The organism is Pseudomonas sp. VI4.1 (genome assembly GCF_002029345.1).
GTDB lineage: Bacteria > Pseudomonadota > Gammaproteobacteria > Pseudomonadales > Pseudomonadaceae > Aquipseudomonas.
Genome location: NZ_MULM01000140.1, coordinates 1 through 17455, shown reverse-complemented (window position 1 = coordinate 17455; position 17455 = coordinate 1). Strand labels below are relative to the sequence as shown.

Below are 17455 nucleotides of genomic sequence, written 5' to 3'. Positions count from 1 at the left end.
TACCCTTCCATCGCGGGCAAGCCCGCTCCCACAAGGGATCTTTGAACACCCACGATCCCCTGTGGGAGCGAGGCTTGCCCGCGAAGAGGCCGGCACATTCACCACAAACCGCTAGGCTGTCTTGGGTAAGCCAAAGACCCGCCGGAGGTTCCCATGCAACTCGAAGGCTCCTGCCATTGCGGCGCGGTGTCGTTCAGCTTGACCAGCGCCCACCCCTACCCGTACCAGCGCTGCTACTGCTCGATCTGCCGCAAGACCCAAGGCGGCGGCGGTTATTCGATCAATATTGGGGGTGACGCCGCCAGCCTGAAAGTGCGCGGCCGCAAACACATTACGATCTACCACGCACGACTCAAGGAAGAAGGCGCCCAACGTGCGCACCGCAGCACCGCCGAACGACATTTCTGCTCCCTGTGCGGCTCCGGCTTGTGGCTGTTCAGCCCGGAGTGGCCGGAATTGATCCACCCGTTTGCATCAGCCATCGACACCCCGCTGCCGGTGCCGCCGGAACACACGCACTTGTTGCTCGATTCCAGGGCGCCGTGGGTGGAAGTCGAAGTGCGTCCTGGTGACAAGCAGTTCGAGGTCTATCCCGAAGAGTCGATCGCCGAGTGGCATGAGCGCCTGGGTTTGAGCCGATAAGGCGCTTCACCGTCTTCAGGCGAGTACCGGCACACCACTGTGGAACCGGAACTCCACATCCGGCGATTCGATCAACGCCTGCTCGGCAACGCGAACCCTGTCGATCACCTGGGCGATGTCCTTGGCGTCACCATATTGATAGGCCAGTTTCAAATAACCCTGAAAATGCCGCGCCTCGCTTTTCAGCAGGCCGAAGTAGAACTTGCCCAGCTCTTCATCCAGATGCGGCACCAGCGCCTCGAAACGCTCGCAGCTGCGGGCCTCGATAAACGCGCCGACCACCAGGGTGTCCACCAGCTTGACCGGTTCGTGGCTGCGCACCACTTTGCGCAAGCCCGAGGCGTAACGCCCGGCGGACAGCTGACGCAACTCGATCTTGCGCTTCTTCATCAGCGCATGACCTGTTCGTGGTGCACCAGCTCTTCCCGGGCCAGGCGCGACATCAGGTTGATCAGGTCGACGTGGGAGTGATACTTGGCAATCAGGCTCAATGCCGTGCTGGCGGCCTTGAATTCGCAGTTCTTGTGATCGATCAGCAGGGTTTCCTGATCGGCCAGCGCGGCCTGGATCCAGCCGTCGGGGGTCCGGCAGCCGAGGAACTCGTGAATTTCGGGAAGGATCATGGGGCTCACGGATAAAAGGTTCAAAACGAAGGGCGCCGATTATACCGGCCTGCCGGCAGACCACCAGCCGCGACCGTTGATATGCATCAAGTCCCGAATGCCCGGCCAGCAACTATAGTTGTCCAACGCAGTATTTTTACCATCCTGGAGATCCCGATCATGCAAGCCATCCGCAGCATCCTGGTGGTCCTTGAGCCCGAACACTCGGAAAGCCTGGCGCTCAAACGGGCCAAACTGATTGCCGGTGTGACCCAGGCCCATCTGCACCTGCTGGTCTGTGACCGCAAACATGACCACAGCGCCATGCTGGGCGTACTGAAGGCTGCCCTGTTGGAGGACGGTTTCAGCGTCACCACCGAGCAAGCCTGGAATGAAAGCCTGCACGAAACCATCGTCGATGTGCAGCAGGCGGAAGGCTGCGGGCTGGTGATCAAACAGCATTACCCCGACAGTCCGTTGAAAAAAGCCCTGCTGACCCCGGCAGACTGGAAACTGCTGCGCTACTGTCCAACCCCGGTGCTGTTGGTCAAGACGTCGAAACCCTGGACCGGCGGGGTCATTCTGGCGGCGATCGACGTCGGCAATACCGATGGCGAACACCGCACCTTGCACGCCAGTATCGTCGACCACGGTTATGACATCGCCAGCCTGGCCAGAGCCCATTTGCATGTGGTCAGTGCCCATCCCTCGCCGATGCTGTCGGCCGCCGACCCGACCTTGCAACTCAGCGAAACCATCGAGGCCCGCTATCGCGAGCAGTGCAAGGCCTTTCAGGCCGAGTTCGACATTGATGACGAGCACCTGCATATCGCGGAAGGCCCGGCGGATGTGCTGATTCCGTATATGGTGCACAAGCTGGGTGCGTCGGTGACGGTGATCGGCACGGTTGCGCGGTCCGGTTTATCCGGGGCATTGATCGGCAATACGGCGGAAGTGGTGCTGGATGCGGTGGAGAGTGACGTGCTGGTATTGAAGCCGGATACGATCATGGATCATCTGGAGGAGATTGTGACCCAGCATTGAGATCCGCGCTGCCGGGTAGATCGCCTTCGCTGGCAAGCCGGCTCCTACAGGGATGCGCGGTCAACTGTAGGATCTGGCTTGCCAGCGCAGCTTTTAAAATCAACCGCCGAACGCATCCCTGAGAAACCCCGGCGCAATGTAACGCTGGTAATGCGCCTCCGAGAGCAAAAAGAACTCACGATCGATGGCATCACGCAGTTCCGGCAGGTTCCAGTCGCGAAACTCCGGCATCAGCACCATCCCGTAGGCTTCCAGATTGTTGATCACCCGCGCACCACGGGCGATCAGCTGATAAGCCCAGCAATATTGCGACTGATGCGGCACAAAACGGATTTTGCGTTGCTCCAGCTGCCATCGCAGGCGCTGGGGATCGAAAATTTCCAGCTTGCTGGCCATCACTTGGGACAGCAACTGCTCAAGTCGCAGCCACACCGCACGTTTTTCTTCCTCGTTGTACCCGTTCCAGTTGATCACTTCATGGTGGAAACGCTTGCAGCCACGGCACACCAAGTCACCGTAAACAGTGGAGCAAAGGCCGACGCAGGGGGTCTTGATGGTCTGATTGGGCATAGGTAGGAGAACACGGGAAAGCAGAACAGATGGGCATGTTAGCCCTTTGTCTAACATTCATCACCCCTCAAAATTCAGCCCCGAACTTACCTTTAATTTTTTTTTCCCGTAGAATCAGCCAGCCTTTTAAGGCGCCAATGTCCGTTAGAAGCTGTTTTCAAAGCGTCACGAGCACAGTCGTTCCTTCAGAGCGGTGTTGGCGAAGGGTTTTTCCAGCGGGGAAAAGCCCAACGCCAACCCTCATCAGCTCCCGTTCTGCAGGCGTAAAACTTTGAAAGCAGCTTCTGTAAGGAATTGTCGGTAATTCTGGCTGAGTGGCCCAAAACGCCATGAAGCGCATGAGTACGGCAATTTCGGGATGAGCGTCCCGGACACCCAGATGGGACCACTGATGAGGGTAATAACTGTGCTTGAAGCCTACCGCAAACATATCGAAGAGCGTGCAGCACTGGGTATCGTTCCCCAGCCGCTTAACGCCGAACAAACTGCAGGCCTGGTCGAGCTGCTGAAGAATCCCCCGGCTGGCGAAGAAGCTTTCCTCGTTGACCTGATCACCAATCGCGTTCCGCCTGGCGTGGACGAAGCAGCCTATGTAAAAGCCGGCTTCCTGTCTGCACTGGCCAAAGGCGAAGCCACCTCCCCTCTGCTCGACAAGAAACGCGCTGTTGAACTGCTCGGCACCATGCAAGGCGGCTACAACATCGTGACCCTGGTCAACCTGCTGGACGACGCCGAACTGGCGCCAGTAGCGGCCGAAGAACTCAAGCACACCCTGCTGATGTTCGACGCTTTCCACGACGTGGCGGAAAAAGCCAAGAACGGTAACGTTCACGCCCAAGGCGTACTGCAATCCTGGGCTGACGGCGAGTGGTTCAAGAACCGCCCGGTGCTGGCCGACAAGATCAGCCTGCGGGTGTTCAAGGTCACCGGCGAAACCAACACCGACGACCTGTCCCCTGCCCCGGATGCCTGGTCCCGCCCGGACATCCCGCTGCACGCCCTGGCCATGCTGAAAATGGCCCGCGACGGCATCGTGCCGGACGTACAAGGCGCCATCGGTCCGATGAAGCAGATCGAAGAAATGCGCAACTCCGGCTTCCCGATCGCCTACGTTGGCGACGTGGTCGGTACCGGTTCTTCGCGTAAATCGGCTACCAACTCGGTGCTGTGGTTCTTCGGCGACGACGTTCCTTTCGTGCCGAACAAGCGTGCCGGCGGCTTCTGCTTCGGCAGCAAGATCGCTCCGATCTTCTACAACACCATGGAAGATGCCGGCGCCCTGCCAATCGAGTTCGACGTTACCAACATGAACATGGGCGATGTCATCGACCTGTACCCGCATGCTGGCAAAGTCTGCAAACACGGCACCGACGAAGTCCTGACCACCTTCGAAATGAAGACCCCGGTGCTGTTGGACGAAGTCCGTGCCGGCGGTCGTATTCCGCTGATCATCGGCCGCGGCCTGACCGATAAGGCTCGCGCCGAACTGGGCCTGCCAGCGTTCGACCTGTTCAAGAAACCGGATGCCCCGATCGAAAGCACCAAGGGTTTCACCCTGGCGCAAAAAATGGTCGGCAAGGCGTGCGGCGTAGAAGGTGTACGTCCGGGTACTTACTGCGAACCGAAAATGACCACCGTCGGTTCCCAGGACACCACCGGTCCGATGACCCGCGACGAACTGAAAGACCTGGCATGCCTGGGCTTCTCGGCCGACCTGGTAATGCAGTCGTTCTGCCACACCGCGGCGTATCCAAAGCCGATCGACGTGACCACCCACCACACCCTGCCTGACTTCATGATGACCCGCGGCGGCGTTTCCCTGCGTCCGGGCGACGGCATCATCCACAGCTGGCTGAACCGCATGCTGCTGCCGGACACCGTCGGTACCGGTGGTGACTCCCACACCCGTTTCCCGATGGGCATTTCGTTCCCGGCCGGTTCCGGTCTGGTTGCGTTCGCTGCTGCCACCGGCGTGATGCCGCTGGACATGCCGGAATCGATCCTGGTGCGCTTCAAAGGCAAGATGCAACCGGGCGTCACCCTGCGCGACCTGGTTCACGCCATTCCTTACTTCGCGATTCAGGCTGGCCTGCTGACCGTCGAGAAGAAAGGCAAGAAGAACGCCTTCTCCGGCCGCATCCTGGAAATCGAAGGCCTGGACAACCTGAGCATCGAACAGGCTTTCGAGCTGTCCGACGCCTCGGCCGAACGTTCGGCTGCCGGTTGCACCATCAAGCTGTCGAAAGAGTCGATCACCGAATACCTGAGCTCCAACATCACCCTGCTGCGCTGGATGATCGGCGAAGGCTACGGCGATGCACGGACCCTGGAACGTCGTGCGCAAGCGATGGAAGCCTGGATTGCCAACCCTGAGTTGATGGTTGCCGATGCTGACGCCGAATACGCTGAAATCATCGAAATCGACCTGGCCGACATCAAGGAGCCTGTGCTCTGCGCGCCGAACGATCCGGACGACGCCCGTCTGCTGTCCAGCGTTGCTGGCGAGAAGATCGACGAAGTGTTCATCGGTTCGTGCATGACCAACATCGGTCACTTCCGCGCCGCCGGCAAGTTGCTGGAACAGGTCAAGGGTCAGCTGCCAACCCGTCTGTGGCTGTCGCCGCCGACCAAGATGGACGCTCACCAGCTGACCGAGGAAGGCTACTACGGCATCTACGGCAAGGCTGGCGCCCGCATGGAAATGCCAGGTTGCTCGCTGTGCATGGGTAACCAGGCACGCGTAGAGCCGAATTCGACAGTCGTGTCGACTTCGACCCGTAACTTCCCGAACCGTCTGGGTGACGGCGCGAACGTTTACCTGGCTTCGGCTGAGTTGGCGTCCGTTGCGTCCATCCTGGGTCGCCTGCCGACCGTCGAGGAGTACATGGAGTACGCTGGCAAGATCGACAGCATGGCGGCCGATGTCTACCGCTACCTGTCCTTCGACCAGATCGCCGAGTTCCGTGAAGCTGCTGCGAACGCCAACATCCCGGTCGTTCAAGCCTAACGCTGCAACGCAATAAAAAAACGCCGCCCATCGTGAGATGAGCGGCGTTTTTTTTATGCCTGCACCCGGCACCCTGTAGGAGCGAGGCTTGCCCGCGAAGAACGATAACGCGGTCCACCATTTGTCCGCGTGATGGCCTTCGCGGGCAAGCCTCGCTCCTACAGCTCTCACGCACTCAGCGAATAGATCAACGCCGAAATCGCCACCAGGCCCACCGCCGTCACGAAGACGTTGGAAGCCTGACCGCGATAACGCGCCATCGCCGGTACTTTACGGATGGCATACATCGGCATCAAAAACAGAATCGCCGCAATGATCGGGCCACCCAGGGTTTCGATCATCCCCAGGATGCTCGGGTTCAGCGTGGCAACAATCCAGCAGACCACCAGCATGAACGCCGCCGTCATACGGTCCAGGGTCTTCGGTGCCGGGCGCTTGCCACTCTTCACGATCAGTCCTTTAAGACCTTCGCTGGCACCAATGTAGTGACCGAGGAACGACTTGGAAATCGCCACGAACGCAATCAACGGTGCCGCAAAGGCGATGGTCGGATTGCTGAAGTGGTTAGCCAGGTAGGACAGGATCGACAGGTTCTGCGCCTTGGCCTCGGCCAGTTGCGCCGGCGACAGGGTCAGCACGCAACTGAACACGAAAAACAGTACCATCACCACCATCAAGCCGTGGGCCCGGGACAGGATCTGCGAGCTGCGCTCCTGGGCGTGATCGCCGTAACGACGTTTCTGGTCCACCGCAAACGCCGAGATGATCGGCGAGTGGTTGAACGAAAACACCATCACCGGAATCGCCAGCCACAAGGTGTGCAACAACGCCGAGGGTTCAGGCAGCGTGGATGCGGTGGCGAGGATGCCGCCGTTCCAGTGCGGAATCAGGAACACCGCGAGAAACAGCAGGGCCACGATAAACGGATAGACCATCAGGCTCATGGCCTTGATGATCGCTTGCTCGCCGCAACGCACCACGGCCAGCAGGCCGAGGATCAGCACCAGCGACAGTACGGCGCGCGGGGGTGGCATGATGTGCAGTTGATGCTCGAGAAAACTGCCCACGGTGTTGGTCAGGGCCACACTGTAGATCAGCAGGATCGGGAAGATCGCAAAGAAGTAGAGCAAGGTGATCAGCGCGCCGGCCTTGATCCCGAAGTGCTCTTCCACCACTTCGGTGATGTCCGCGCCTTCGCGACCGGACAGCACAAAGCGGGTCAAGCCACGGTGTGCGTAAAACGTCATGGGGAACGCCAATACTGCCAGGATCAGCAGCGGCCAAAAGCCGCCCAGACCTGCATTGATCGGCAAAAACAGCGTGCCAGCCCCGATGGCCGTGCCAAACAGGCCCAGCATCCAGGTGGTGTCATGGCGATTCCAGCGGGTAAGGCTTGCTGGTGTCGCCGCTACAAAGCGTTCGTCGACGCTATTGGCCTGATCATTCATCCGGTGGGATCTCCGCATTCCGGTCACTTGCTACCCGGTCAGGGCGAGTCGGAAAAAACCGACAGGCAGCGCCCTGGCCGAAACAGGGGCGCGATTGTCCGGGATTAATGAACAGAATTAAAGACTTAGCTGAGGAGCGGTGGTGCGGATCAGTCGAGAGGGGGTCGATGTACCCCTGCAGGAGCGACGGCGCCCTTGCGTCCGAATCAAATAGATTGTTTAAACAATCCATTTGCCAATATTTCACCCTGATGTATGTTCAATCCAGGTTCCGTCGGCAGCCCTCATCGCGGAGACAAGCCATGCCACTGGTTCGCGTCGATATCAAGAAGCATCAGGATCCCACCCACGCCAAACGCATCGGGCAATTGATCTACGCCGCCATGCACAGCGCCATTGGCGTGCCAGAGAACGATAATTTTCAGATTCTTGCCGAGCACGATGAACAGCATTTCATTTTCGATCCCGGCTATCTGGGTATCAACCGCACCGACAACCTGGTGGTGATTCAAATCACACTGAGCGAAGGCCGCACCGTCGAACAGAAAAAGTTGCTCTATAAAACCATCGCTGAGCGCCTTAATGCGCAACTGGCGGTACGACTGGAAGATGTTTTCATCAACCTGGTGGAAGTGAAGAAAGAGAACTGGTCGTTCGGCAACGGCATTGCGCAGTACGCCATCTGAGCGCTCTTATATTACATACAGTATTGATCGCCTTGCAATGTCGACGCGTAGGAAAACGCCTACATCCAACACTTCTATAAACAAGTGTGACAAAGCAAGTCTGAGTGCCATGCACTCTGAATTGTTACAAGCAACTACTCGGCATTGAACAACCCGCATTTCCAGCTTATATTTTTCAAGCATTGAATTTGAATGATTAGTAACGCGCCTCAAAAAACAGTCGAGGAGTTATCCGCATGCAAAAAAACAACATCACTTCCACACTCCTTCTTGCCGCGGCATTGTTGTGTCCTTTGAGTAGCTTTGCGCAACAGGCCCCCGCCATTAGCGATATTCGGGAGCTGGCATCCTCTCCTCGGTGGCTGACAACCAAGGTCTATATAGAGGGCGCACCACAAACGGATGTCAAAGAAAATTATCCCGGGGTGGTCGGAATATCAACATGGGACCCCGAACGCAATCGCTATGAGTTCTTTTACACCGACACGGGTGCATCAAAGTACAACCAGGGAGGTGGCGGTTACTTCTTTGTCACCGGCGATAAAAAAAACCACGTCCTAGTGCCCGACGTTGGCTCAACCAAAACCGTGGTCAGGCGGCTGGAAGCGTTGAACACCAAAGAGTTCACCTATTCTCGCGAAGTGCCTCGCGACATGGTAGAGAATAACCCTCTGGTACGCATCCATGTCGTTCATGCCCCCTACACTGGAACAGTAGTTACACAGTCCGCCATTAAGCCAGGCGTGGACACCAACTGAAATCCGCCACCCCGCAGCAGGCTAACTATTCCATTCATCACACTGAAGTAACACCATTTGAAACAAATCTTGTCGCCTAATAACAACATGGAGTTTCAACATGCAAAAAACACTCAGAACACTACTGATATCTACGTTACTGCTCTCGTCGGCCTTCTCCGTTGCCCATGCGCAATCCACAACGCCCGCCCCTGCAAAAAATGCCGTATCCACGCCAGATAATGCCGTCATGCTGACCGTCTTTTTAAAGCACGATCAGTCACGACCATTGGGCGAATTGAAGGCTCAACTGGCCAAGCAAGGATTCTATAACGCCTTTCCACCCGCAGGGGTAGAGGTTGTCAACTGGAACATCATGATGGGTATCGGGCAAGTCGTCACACTGCGCCTTCCGGCCTCCCGCCTGGCAGAAGTAAACCTTGCGCTTGAAAATACGGCGTGGGGAAGTTACAGAACCGAGTTCTATCCCACCTATGACTTCAAAGCGATCGCACAGGCGGAACGAACCAAGGCACAACCACCGCAAACTGCCCAGTAACGCCTGCGGCGGCACACTGTATTTGCAGTGTGCCGCATTGGGACATCACATCGGCTCCGTCAGCCCTGAAGCATGAATTTGCTTCTTCCAGGAAGCAGTCCAGACTAAAAAACACCGCGTCCGCGATTGACGACCATTGCCAATCCGCCCGGGAATCAGCACCCTGAAACTATTTTTCGTGCTCGACACGCCAATGAATTACAGGAGCAGAGTAATGCCCGCAACCGTTCTGGTACTGGTTGAAACCATCAATGATTACCTGCCGATTCTCGAACATCAGGGCTTTCACCTGATTCTGGCCCCGACGCCCGCCGAGCGCGCGGCGGCCATCACCCGGCAGGGCGGTCAGATCGATGCGGTGCTGACTCGCGGTCCATTAGGGTTGCATGCCGACGAAATCGCCGCCCTGCCCAATCTCAAGATTATCTGCGTGATCGGCGCCGGCTACGAACAGGTCGACCTGCAAGCCGCCGCCGACCGGGGCATCACGGTCACCAACGGTGCCGGGGTCAATGCGTCTTCGGTTGCCGACCACGCCATGGCGATGCTGCTGGCGCTGGTGCGCGACATTCCGCGCTGCGACGCCGCCGTGCGTCGGGGCGAGTGGCCGAAGATCATGCGCCCTTCCCTGGCCGGCAAACGCCTGGGCATCCTCGGTCTCGGCGCTGTCGGCATGGCCATTGCCAAGCGTGCGGCTCACGGCTTCGACATGACCGTGAGCTACCACAACCGCCAGCATCGTACGACGTGCCCTACAGCTTCTGCTCGACGCCGACCGAACTGGCGCGCGCCTCGGACTTTCTGATCGTCGCCACCCCCGGTGGCCTGGGCACCAGACACCTGATCAACAAACACGTGCTCGATGCCTTGGGCCCCAAAGGCTTCATCGTCAACATCGCCCGGGCCAGTGTCATCGTCACCGCGGATCTGATCAGCGCCTTGGAACAACGACGAATTGCCGGTGCCGCACTGGATGTCTTCGATGCCGAACCCCTTGTGCCGGACGCATTCAAGTCGTTGGCCAACGTTATCCTGACGCCGCACGTCGCTGGTTTGTCGCCTGAGGCAACCCAGGGAACCGTGGAACTGGTGGGCCGCAATCTGGTGGCGTTCTTTTCCGCAGAGCCGGTGCTCACCCCTATCGATCTGCCGGCATCCCGGGCCCAGGCAGAGCAATAGACGATCATTCAAACAGGTGTATCAAAAGCAATGATTGCCCGGCAACACGCTCACCTATAAGGGTTGTCCGTGGTTGTGGGTGTCGGCTGTGCGCATTAGATTAGCCAATAGTCTCAGGCCTCCAAAATAAGCAGAAGGGATAAGCATGGCGCTTACTGACCAGTCCACCCGTATCCGCTCCGGCGAAGAACTCGATGCCAGCCTGATCGATCCGTACCTCAAGGCTCATATTCCGGGCCTCAGTGGCCAGCCTGCCATCAGCCAGTTTCCCGGCGGTGCGTCCAACCTCACCTACTTGCTGGAATACCCCGAACAGGAGTTCGTCCTGCGTCGGCCGCCATTCGGCCACAAGGCCAAGTCTGCCCACGACATGGGCCGCGAGTTCCGGATCCTCAATCAGCTCCGGGACGGCTTTCCATACTGTCCTAAAGCCTACGTGCACTGCACCGATGAAACGGTGATCGGCGCCGAGTTCTATGTGATGGAACGGGTCAAGGGCATCATCCTGCGCGCTGAACTGCCGCCGGAGCTGGGCCTGGATTCGGCAAAGACCGAAGCCCTGTGCAAGAGCTTTATCGACAAGTTCGTCGAACTGCATCAGGTCGATTACAAGGCCTGCGGCCTGGGCGACCTTGGCAAACCTGAAGGCTACGTCGCGCGGCAGATCAAAGGCTGGAGCGAGCGTTACGAAAAAGCCCTGACCCCGGACGCGCCGCAGTGGCAAGCGGTCAAGGCCTGGCTCAATGACAAAATGCCGGCCGATCACCCCACGTCGAGCATCGTGCACAATGATTACCGCTTCGATAACGTGATCCTCGACCCGAACAATCCGATGCAGATCATCGGCGTGCTCGATTGGGAGCTGACGACCCTCGGTGACCCGTTGATGGACCTGGGCAACACCCTCGCCTACTGGATCGAAGCCGATGACCCGGCACCGGTGCAGTTGATGCGCCGTCAGCCGAGCCACGCCCCGGGCATGCTGACCCGCCGTGAGTTCGTCGATTACTACGGCCAACGCTCAGGCATCCAGATCGACAACTTCGACTTCTACTACACCTATGGCCTGTTCCGCCTGGCCGGCATCGTGCAGCAGATCTACTACCGCTTCTTCCATGGTCAGACCCAGGACAAACGCTTCGCGCAGTTCATTCACATGAACAAACTGCTGGAACAGATGAGCTTGCAGGTCATCCGCACATCCAGCCTCTGACTACGCCCCTGGCCCAATAACAAGACTTTCATAAGGGAATCCCATGTCCAAGACCCAGTTGTTCGACCTCGACGGCAAGATCGCTTTCGTTTCCGGTGCCAGCCGCGGCATTGGTGAAGCCATTGCCAAACTGCTGGCCCAGCAAGGCGCCCACGTCATCGTTTCGAGCCGCAAACTCGAGGGCTGTCAGCACGTGGCCGACGCCATCGTCGCTGCCGGCGGCAAAGCCACCGCCATCGCTTGCCATATCGGTGAAATGGAACAGATCAGCCAGGTCTTCGCCGGCATCAAGGAACAGTTCGGGCGCCTGGACATCCTGGTCAACAACGCCGCGACCAACCCGCAATTCTGCAACGTACTGGACACCGACCTCGGCGCGTTTCAGAAGACCGTGGACGTCAATATCCGCGGCTACTTCTTCATGTCGGTGGAAGCCGGCAAGCTGATGCGCGAAAACGGCGGCGGCAGCATCATCAACGTGGCGTCGATCAATGGCGTCTCGCCGGGGATTTTCCAGGGCATCTACTCGGTGACCAAGGCTGCGGTGATCAACATGACCAAGGTTTTCGCCAAGGAATGCGCGCAGTTCGGCATTCGCTGCAATGCCCTGCTACCAGGTTTGACCGATACCAAGTTCGCTTCGGCACTGGTGAAGAACGAAGCGATCCTGAACACCGCATTGCAGCAGATTCCGCTCAAGCGTGTAGCGGATCCGAGTGAGATGGCGGGGGCCGTGCTTTACCTGGCCAGCGATGCGTCGAGCTACACCACTGGCGTGTCGCTGAATGTGGATGGCGGTTTCCTGTCCTGAATTCGATTTTGTACCCCTTGCAGGAGCAAGCTTGCTCGCGATGGTCGTCAACGATACCGCTGGAAACCTGACACCCCGCGGCTTTCTCAGGTTCTTCGCGAGCAAGCTCGCTCCTACACCAAAATTCGCACTTAAGGAATATTTTTTCCATATATTGCAATTAAAGAATATTTATTCCATTAATAGCCCTCCTGGAAACAACAATCCAAAAGGATCCCGGCTATGCGCGAACTCGGTATCGGTCTCATCGGCACAGGCTTCATGGGCCGCGCCCATGCCTTGGCGTTTCGCAATGTCAGTGCAGTGTTCGAACTCCCCCTGAAGCTTAAACTCGTCGCCCTGGCCGACGCCGATCCACAGCGTGCCCGCCACTGCGCCGACGCCTGGGGGTTCGAAACCGCCCACAGCGACTGGCAACAATTGATCGATGATCCCAAGGTCCACTTGATCGCCATCACCACGCCCAACCACCTGCACTATCCCATGGCCATGGCCGCCCTCAGCGCCGGCAAAGCGGTGTACTGCGAAAAGCCGCTGGCGGTCAATCTTGAACAGGCCGACGCCATGCGCCAGGCGGCGAAAGCGGCAGGCGTGGTCACGCGGGTGGGTTACAACTATCAGCACAACCCGATCATCGGCCTGGCGCGGCAACTGATCGAAAACGGCGAACTGGGGCACATCATCAGTTTCCAGGGGGAGTTCAGCGAGGACTTCATGGCCGATCCCGCATCACCCTGGTCCTGGCGTTGCGACGCCGGGCATGCCGGCGGTGCGCTGGCGGATCTGGGCAGCCACCTGCTGGCCATGGCCCGTTATCTGGTAGGCGATGTCGAGTCGGTATGCGCCGACACCCAGACCGTGCACGGGCAACGTCCCGCCGCGCCGGGCAGCCAGGAGCAACGCAGCATCACGGTCGATGATCAGGTCCATGCCCTGCTGCGGTTTGCCAACGGTGCGCGTGGGACATTCAGCAGCAGTTGGCTCAAGCACGGTTACAAGAATCACCTGAGTTTTGAAATCAGCGGCACAAAAGGCACCCTGGCATTCGATCAGGAGCGCTTGAATGAATTGCGCCTCCATCGCGCCGGGCAAGACGGTTTCCAACGCTTGCTGGCGGGACCGAATTTGCCCGGTTACGCCGCGTTCAGCCCGGCGGCGGGACATCAGTTGGGCTACAACGAACTCAAGACCCTGGAAGTGCATGATCTGGTCATGGCACTCGCCGGGTTCGGTCAGGGTGGCACCGATTTCGAGCAGGCGTGGGAAGTCGAACGCCTGGCAACGGCGATTCGCCTCGCCGGCGCGAGCATCACGCTGGGTCAGGCTGGAAGAGGTCTGATCGACCACCCGGTGAGCGCCCGCCAGCAGCTCTACGCCGCTGGCGGCTTGCGCAAACTGATCCGCGCCTACTGCGTGACGCAACGGGTCAGGGTGGTATTGCGGGTCACCTGCCCTTCAGCTCGCATGTCGCCTTGCACATCAACGTTTTCAGTGGTTTGGCAGGTACGCACAGGGGGCGGCGGCGGAGCAAGGGGGGGTGGCGGCGGCGGACTGGCACAACCGCCGAGTATCACCGCGCAGAGGGCAAGCGGCAGTGGCGCAAAAACGCGTTTCCCAAGACTTTTCATAGGTTGACCCGCGATAAGTGATGTACACAGTGGTGTGACAACAAAATATCGCAGGAAAGTCCACGGGCCGGCAACAGAAAAGGCAGTTTTACGACGTTTCGGGACGATGCAAGGTATTGCTCTCAAGTTCATACCGCAGCTCTTCAACCAAAGCTGCCACGGCCTCCGGTGATCTGAGGTTCGTCACATTCAGTCCGCTGACCACCAGGTCCACCTGTCCCGAGACCGGGTGATACAGCTTCACAGTCACCGAGTTGTCACCCGACACGCTGCACTCACAAGCGCGCGGAGAAAACTGCTGCTCCAGTTGCGCGCGCAATTGCGTCAGATAAATCATTGCGATTCACCCTTGGGCTGGTTGACAGCCCCGTCGACCGAAACTGAATTGAATTGGCGAAGCATGTGCTGTTCCTTGAGCTGTTCCGAGGGGACGCGATAGCGGTCCAAAGCCCACTACCGCACCCTTACAGACTAAGCACTGCCGCACCCCGCCAGAACATCCATTTGCATCTCAAGGTATAGTGCATTTGCACCTTCGCGCTAGCCTTTTCCCCGCCACTGACCCGAGAACAACCCGCGCTCGCGGGCCCAGACAATCGCCTCGCTGCGACTGTGCACATCGAGCTTGGAATATACCGTCGACACGTGATTGCGCACGGTATTAGGTGCCAGCTTCAGCCGCGCGGCAATTTCCTTGTCGGCCAGGCCTTCGCAGATCAGGCTGAGCACATCGCGCTCACGGGCAGTCAGGTCAGTGAAGGACACGCTGGGCAATTTCGGCGAGTTGCCAGGCTTCACGTTGGCGAGTTTTTCGATCAGCGTGCGGCTGAACCACGAGGCGTCTTTCATGACCTCTTCGATGGCCGACACCAACTCCAGCTCCGTGCGTTTACGCTCGGTGATATCCATCAACACCAACAAATAGCAGGGGTTGTCCTGGATATTCACGGTGTCGGCGGAGACTGCGCAGTCGATCTCCCCGGCATCTTTTTTACGCATACGCACGTCGATCCGGTCCAGGCTTCCGGTTTTCTCCAACGCCGCGAACAACTTCGTATAAGCGCCTTTGTCCTGAATGAAATCGATCGCCGCGACGGTCTTGCCGAGCACCTCTTCGCTGGGGTACGCGAAGGTGTCCAGAAATGCTTCATTGACGTCCATGACCACCTGATCGCCGGCGTTACACACCAGGATCGGCACCGGGGTCAGGCGAAAGGCCTTGGCAAAACGTTCCTCACTCTGGCGCAGAGCGACTTCGGCCTTGTGCCGAGGCTCCATGTCCACGAAGGAAAACAACATGCAGGCCTCGTCATTGAGCTCCAGGGGTTGGCCGGCGACGATCACCTGTCTGCTGCCCCCTTCAGGCAATTGCAACTCGGCTTGCATCTGCGGAATGGTGGCGCCTTCGCGCAAGCGTTGCTTGGCCAGGTCTTTGTTCTCGGCCCCTTCCAGCACATCCAATTCATAGGTTGAACAACCGATCACCTGATCACGGGAGTAACCGGTCATTTCCAGGAAGCCGGAATTGACCTTGATGTAGCGCAAATCGCTGAGGCGACAGATCACCGCCGGGGCGGGATTGGCGTTAAAGGTTTTTTCGAATCGCTGCTCGGCGCTGGCCCACTCGGTGACGTCGTCCATGATCAGCACCAGCGACTCCGGTTCGCCGGCACTGTCGGTCAGCACCATACTGCGCACGTTGTGGACCCAGGTACGCTCTTCGTCCCCTGCCAGCCTCACCTCGACCAGCACATCGCTGAACGTCTCGCCCCGAGCCACGCGACTGATCGGGTAATTGTCCACCGGGACCGGGTGATTATTGCGATAGCGCAAGGTAAAACGCCGGGCATACTCTCCGGCATTGGCGCCCAGATCATCGATCCGACTGACGCCATGCATGGCCAGCGCGGCCTCGTTGGCCCAAAGAATGGTCTGGTCGAGCTCCAGCAGAATCACCCCGTCGGACAGGCCCGCGATGATCTGCTGCAACTGGCGGCGATTGGTTTCGGTGGTCAGGACGTCCTGGCTCATTGCATCTCCACGGGTGTGGCGGCGCTTTTTACGCGCCGCCCTGTGAAGATTACGACCGCGGGCGAGCCTGATCGTGCAGATGCTGTTGACCCCACGCGCCGGGAGCTGGCGCAGCCTGCGATCTTTTGCTGTTCATGCCGCCAATTTTCCACACGCGATGCCCGCCGAAGCCGCCAGCATCGCCCGCAACAGCACCGCACACCCGGCCGCCAGATCATCCGGCGCGGCGTTCTCGATTTCGTTGTGGCTGATGCCGCCTTCGCACGGTACGAAGATCATTCCGGCCGGGCCGAGTTCGGCAAGGAAGATTGCGTCGTGCCCTGCCCCGCTGACGATGTCCATGTGCGACAGGCCCAGCCCTTGGGCGGCACCGCGCACCGCTTCGACACAACCCTTGTCGAAGTACAACGGCGGAAAATCGGCAGTGGGCGTCAGTTCGAAAGTCAGGCCGTGGATCTGGCAGGTGGTTTCAATCACCTCGCGGACTTCGGCGATCATCGAATCCAGACGCGCCGGTTCCAGATGACGGAAGTCCAGGGTCATGCGCACTTCACCGGGGATGACGTTGCGTGAGCCGGGGTAGGCTTGCAGGCAGCCGACTGTGCCGCAGGCATGGGGTTGGTGGCCGAGGGCCGCACGGTTGACGGCGCGACGATGATCGCCGGCGCCAACCAGGGCATCCTTGCGCAAGTGCATCGGGGTAGGGCCGGCGTGGGCTTCGACGCCGCGCAGTTTCAGGTCGAACCATTTCTGCCCGAGGGCGCCCATGACGACGCCAATGGTCTTGTGTTCGTCTTCAAGGATCGGGCCTTGCTCGATGTGCGCTTCGAAATAGGCCCCGACCGCGTGACCGCTGACCTTGCGCGGGCCGGCGTAGCCGATGGCGTTCAATGCGTCGCCGACGGTGATGCCTTCGGCGTCGACCTTGGCCAGGGTTTCTTCGAGGGCGAATTTTTCCGCGAACACGCCGGAGCCCATCATGCAGGGCGCGAAGCGCGAGCCTTCTTCGTTGGTCCAGACCACCACTTCCAGCGGTGCTTCGGTTTCCACACCCAGGTCGTTGAGGGTACGCAGGACTTCGACGCCGGCCAGCACACCGAAGCAACCATCGAACTTGCCGCCGGTGGGCTGGGTGTCGATGTGGCTGCCGGTCATGACCGGGGGCAAGTCCGGATTGCGCCCGGGGCGGCGGGCGAAGATGTTGCCGACGGCGTCGATGCTGACGGTGCAACCGGCTTCCTCGCACCAGCGCACGAAAATATCCCGGGCCTGGCCGGTCGAGGTCGGTCAGGGCCAGG

12 protein-coding genes and 4 pseudogenes are annotated in these 17455 nt (G+C 59.0%); 10 read left to right on the top strand and 6 right to left on the bottom strand.

Features of this window, described 5'->3' with window-relative positions:
* Positions 1-153 precede the first annotated feature (153 nt).
* Positions 154-642: a GFA family protein gene (locus BZ163_RS11930; protein ID WP_128871076.1), complete on the top strand. Its 489-nt coding sequence runs from the start codon at positions 154-156 to the stop codon at positions 640-642.
* Between the two features lie 15 nt (positions 643-657).
* Here BZ163_RS11930 and BZ163_RS11925 read toward each other — a convergent pair.
* A pseudogene (locus BZ163_RS11925) lies at positions 658-1265 on the bottom strand (tRNA-(ms[2]io[6]A)-hydroxylase).
* A 159-nt stretch (positions 1266-1424) separates the two neighbouring features.
* On the opposite strand from BZ163_RS11925, the gene BZ163_RS11920 reads away from it, so the two are divergent.
* A complete protein-coding gene (locus BZ163_RS11920) occupies positions 1425-2288 on the top strand; it encodes a universal stress protein (RefSeq protein ID WP_128871075.1) in 864 nt (287 codons plus the stop codon).
* A gap of 99 nt (positions 2289-2387) precedes the next feature.
* On the opposite strand, the gene BZ163_RS11915 is transcribed toward BZ163_RS11920, so the two are convergent.
* Complete coding sequence (locus BZ163_RS11915; RefSeq protein WP_128871074.1) at positions 2388-2858, bottom strand: DUF1289 domain-containing protein; 471 nt, start codon at positions 2856-2858, stop codon at positions 2388-2390.
* A 406-nt stretch (positions 2859-3264) separates the two neighbouring features.
* On the opposite strand from BZ163_RS11915, the gene acnB reads away from it, so the two are divergent.
* Positions 3265-5865 (top strand): bifunctional aconitate hydratase 2/2-methylisocitrate dehydratase, encoded by a 2601-nt coding sequence (gene acnB, locus BZ163_RS11910; protein WP_128871099.1) that lies wholly within the window; start codon positions 3265-3267, stop codon positions 5863-5865.
* A 167-nt stretch (positions 5866-6032) separates the two neighbouring features.
* On the opposite strand, the gene BZ163_RS11905 is transcribed toward acnB, so the two are convergent.
* Complete coding sequence (locus BZ163_RS11905) at positions 6033-7313, bottom strand: serine/threonine transporter (RefSeq protein ID WP_128871073.1); 1281 nt, start codon at positions 7311-7313, stop codon at positions 6033-6035.
* Positions 7314-7615: 302 nt separating this feature from the next.
* On the opposite strand from BZ163_RS11905, the gene BZ163_RS11900 reads away from it, so the two are divergent.
* From BZ163_RS11900 to BZ163_RS11865, 7 genes and pseudogenes are all read left to right on the top strand, one after another.
* Complete coding sequence (locus BZ163_RS11900) at positions 7616-7999, top strand: tautomerase family protein (protein WP_128871072.1); 384 nt, start codon at positions 7616-7618, stop codon at positions 7997-7999.
* A gap of 236 nt (positions 8000-8235) precedes the next feature.
* Positions 8236-8757 (top strand): DUF4822 domain-containing protein, encoded by a 522-nt coding sequence (locus BZ163_RS11895; protein ID WP_128871071.1) that lies wholly within the window; start codon positions 8236-8238, stop codon positions 8755-8757.
* 100 nt (positions 8758-8857) lie between these two features.
* A complete protein-coding gene (locus BZ163_RS11890) occupies positions 8858-9295 on the top strand; it encodes a hypothetical protein (RefSeq protein ID WP_128871070.1) in 438 nt (145 codons plus the stop codon).
* Positions 9296-9509: 214 nt separating this feature from the next.
* A pseudogene (locus tag BZ163_RS11885) lies at positions 9510-10474 on the top strand (2-hydroxyacid dehydrogenase).
* A gap of 145 nt (positions 10475-10619) precedes the next feature.
* Complete coding sequence (locus BZ163_RS11880; RefSeq protein ID WP_128871069.1) at positions 10620-11687, top strand: phosphotransferase family protein; 1068 nt, start codon at positions 10620-10622, stop codon at positions 11685-11687.
* Positions 11688-11730: 43 nt separating this feature from the next.
* The gene (locus tag BZ163_RS11875; RefSeq protein ID WP_128871068.1) at positions 11731-12498 is read left to right on the top strand and encodes an SDR family oxidoreductase; all 768 of its coding nucleotides are present in this window, start codon (positions 11731-11733) and stop codon (positions 12496-12498) included.
* A 222-nt stretch (positions 12499-12720) separates the two neighbouring features.
* Positions 12721-13837 (top strand): annotated as a pseudogene (locus BZ163_RS11865) (Gfo/Idh/MocA family protein).
* Between the two features lie 377 nt (positions 13838-14214).
* On the opposite strand, the gene BZ163_RS11860 reads toward BZ163_RS11865, so the two are convergent.
* From BZ163_RS11860 to BZ163_RS11850, 3 genes and pseudogenes are all read right to left on the bottom strand, one after another.
* The gene (locus BZ163_RS11860; RefSeq protein ID WP_128871066.1) at positions 14215-14463 is read right to left on the bottom strand and encodes a DUF1652 domain-containing protein; all 249 of its coding nucleotides are present in this window, start codon (positions 14461-14463) and stop codon (positions 14215-14217) included.
* Positions 14464-14666: 203 nt separating this feature from the next.
* Positions 14667-16157 (bottom strand): helix-turn-helix transcriptional regulator, encoded by a 1491-nt coding sequence (locus BZ163_RS11855; RefSeq protein WP_128871065.1) that lies wholly within the window; start codon positions 16155-16157, stop codon positions 14667-14669.
* 132 nt (positions 16158-16289) lie between these two features.
* Positions 16290-17455, bottom strand: a pseudogene (locus BZ163_RS11850) (Zn-dependent hydrolase); the annotation flags it as partial.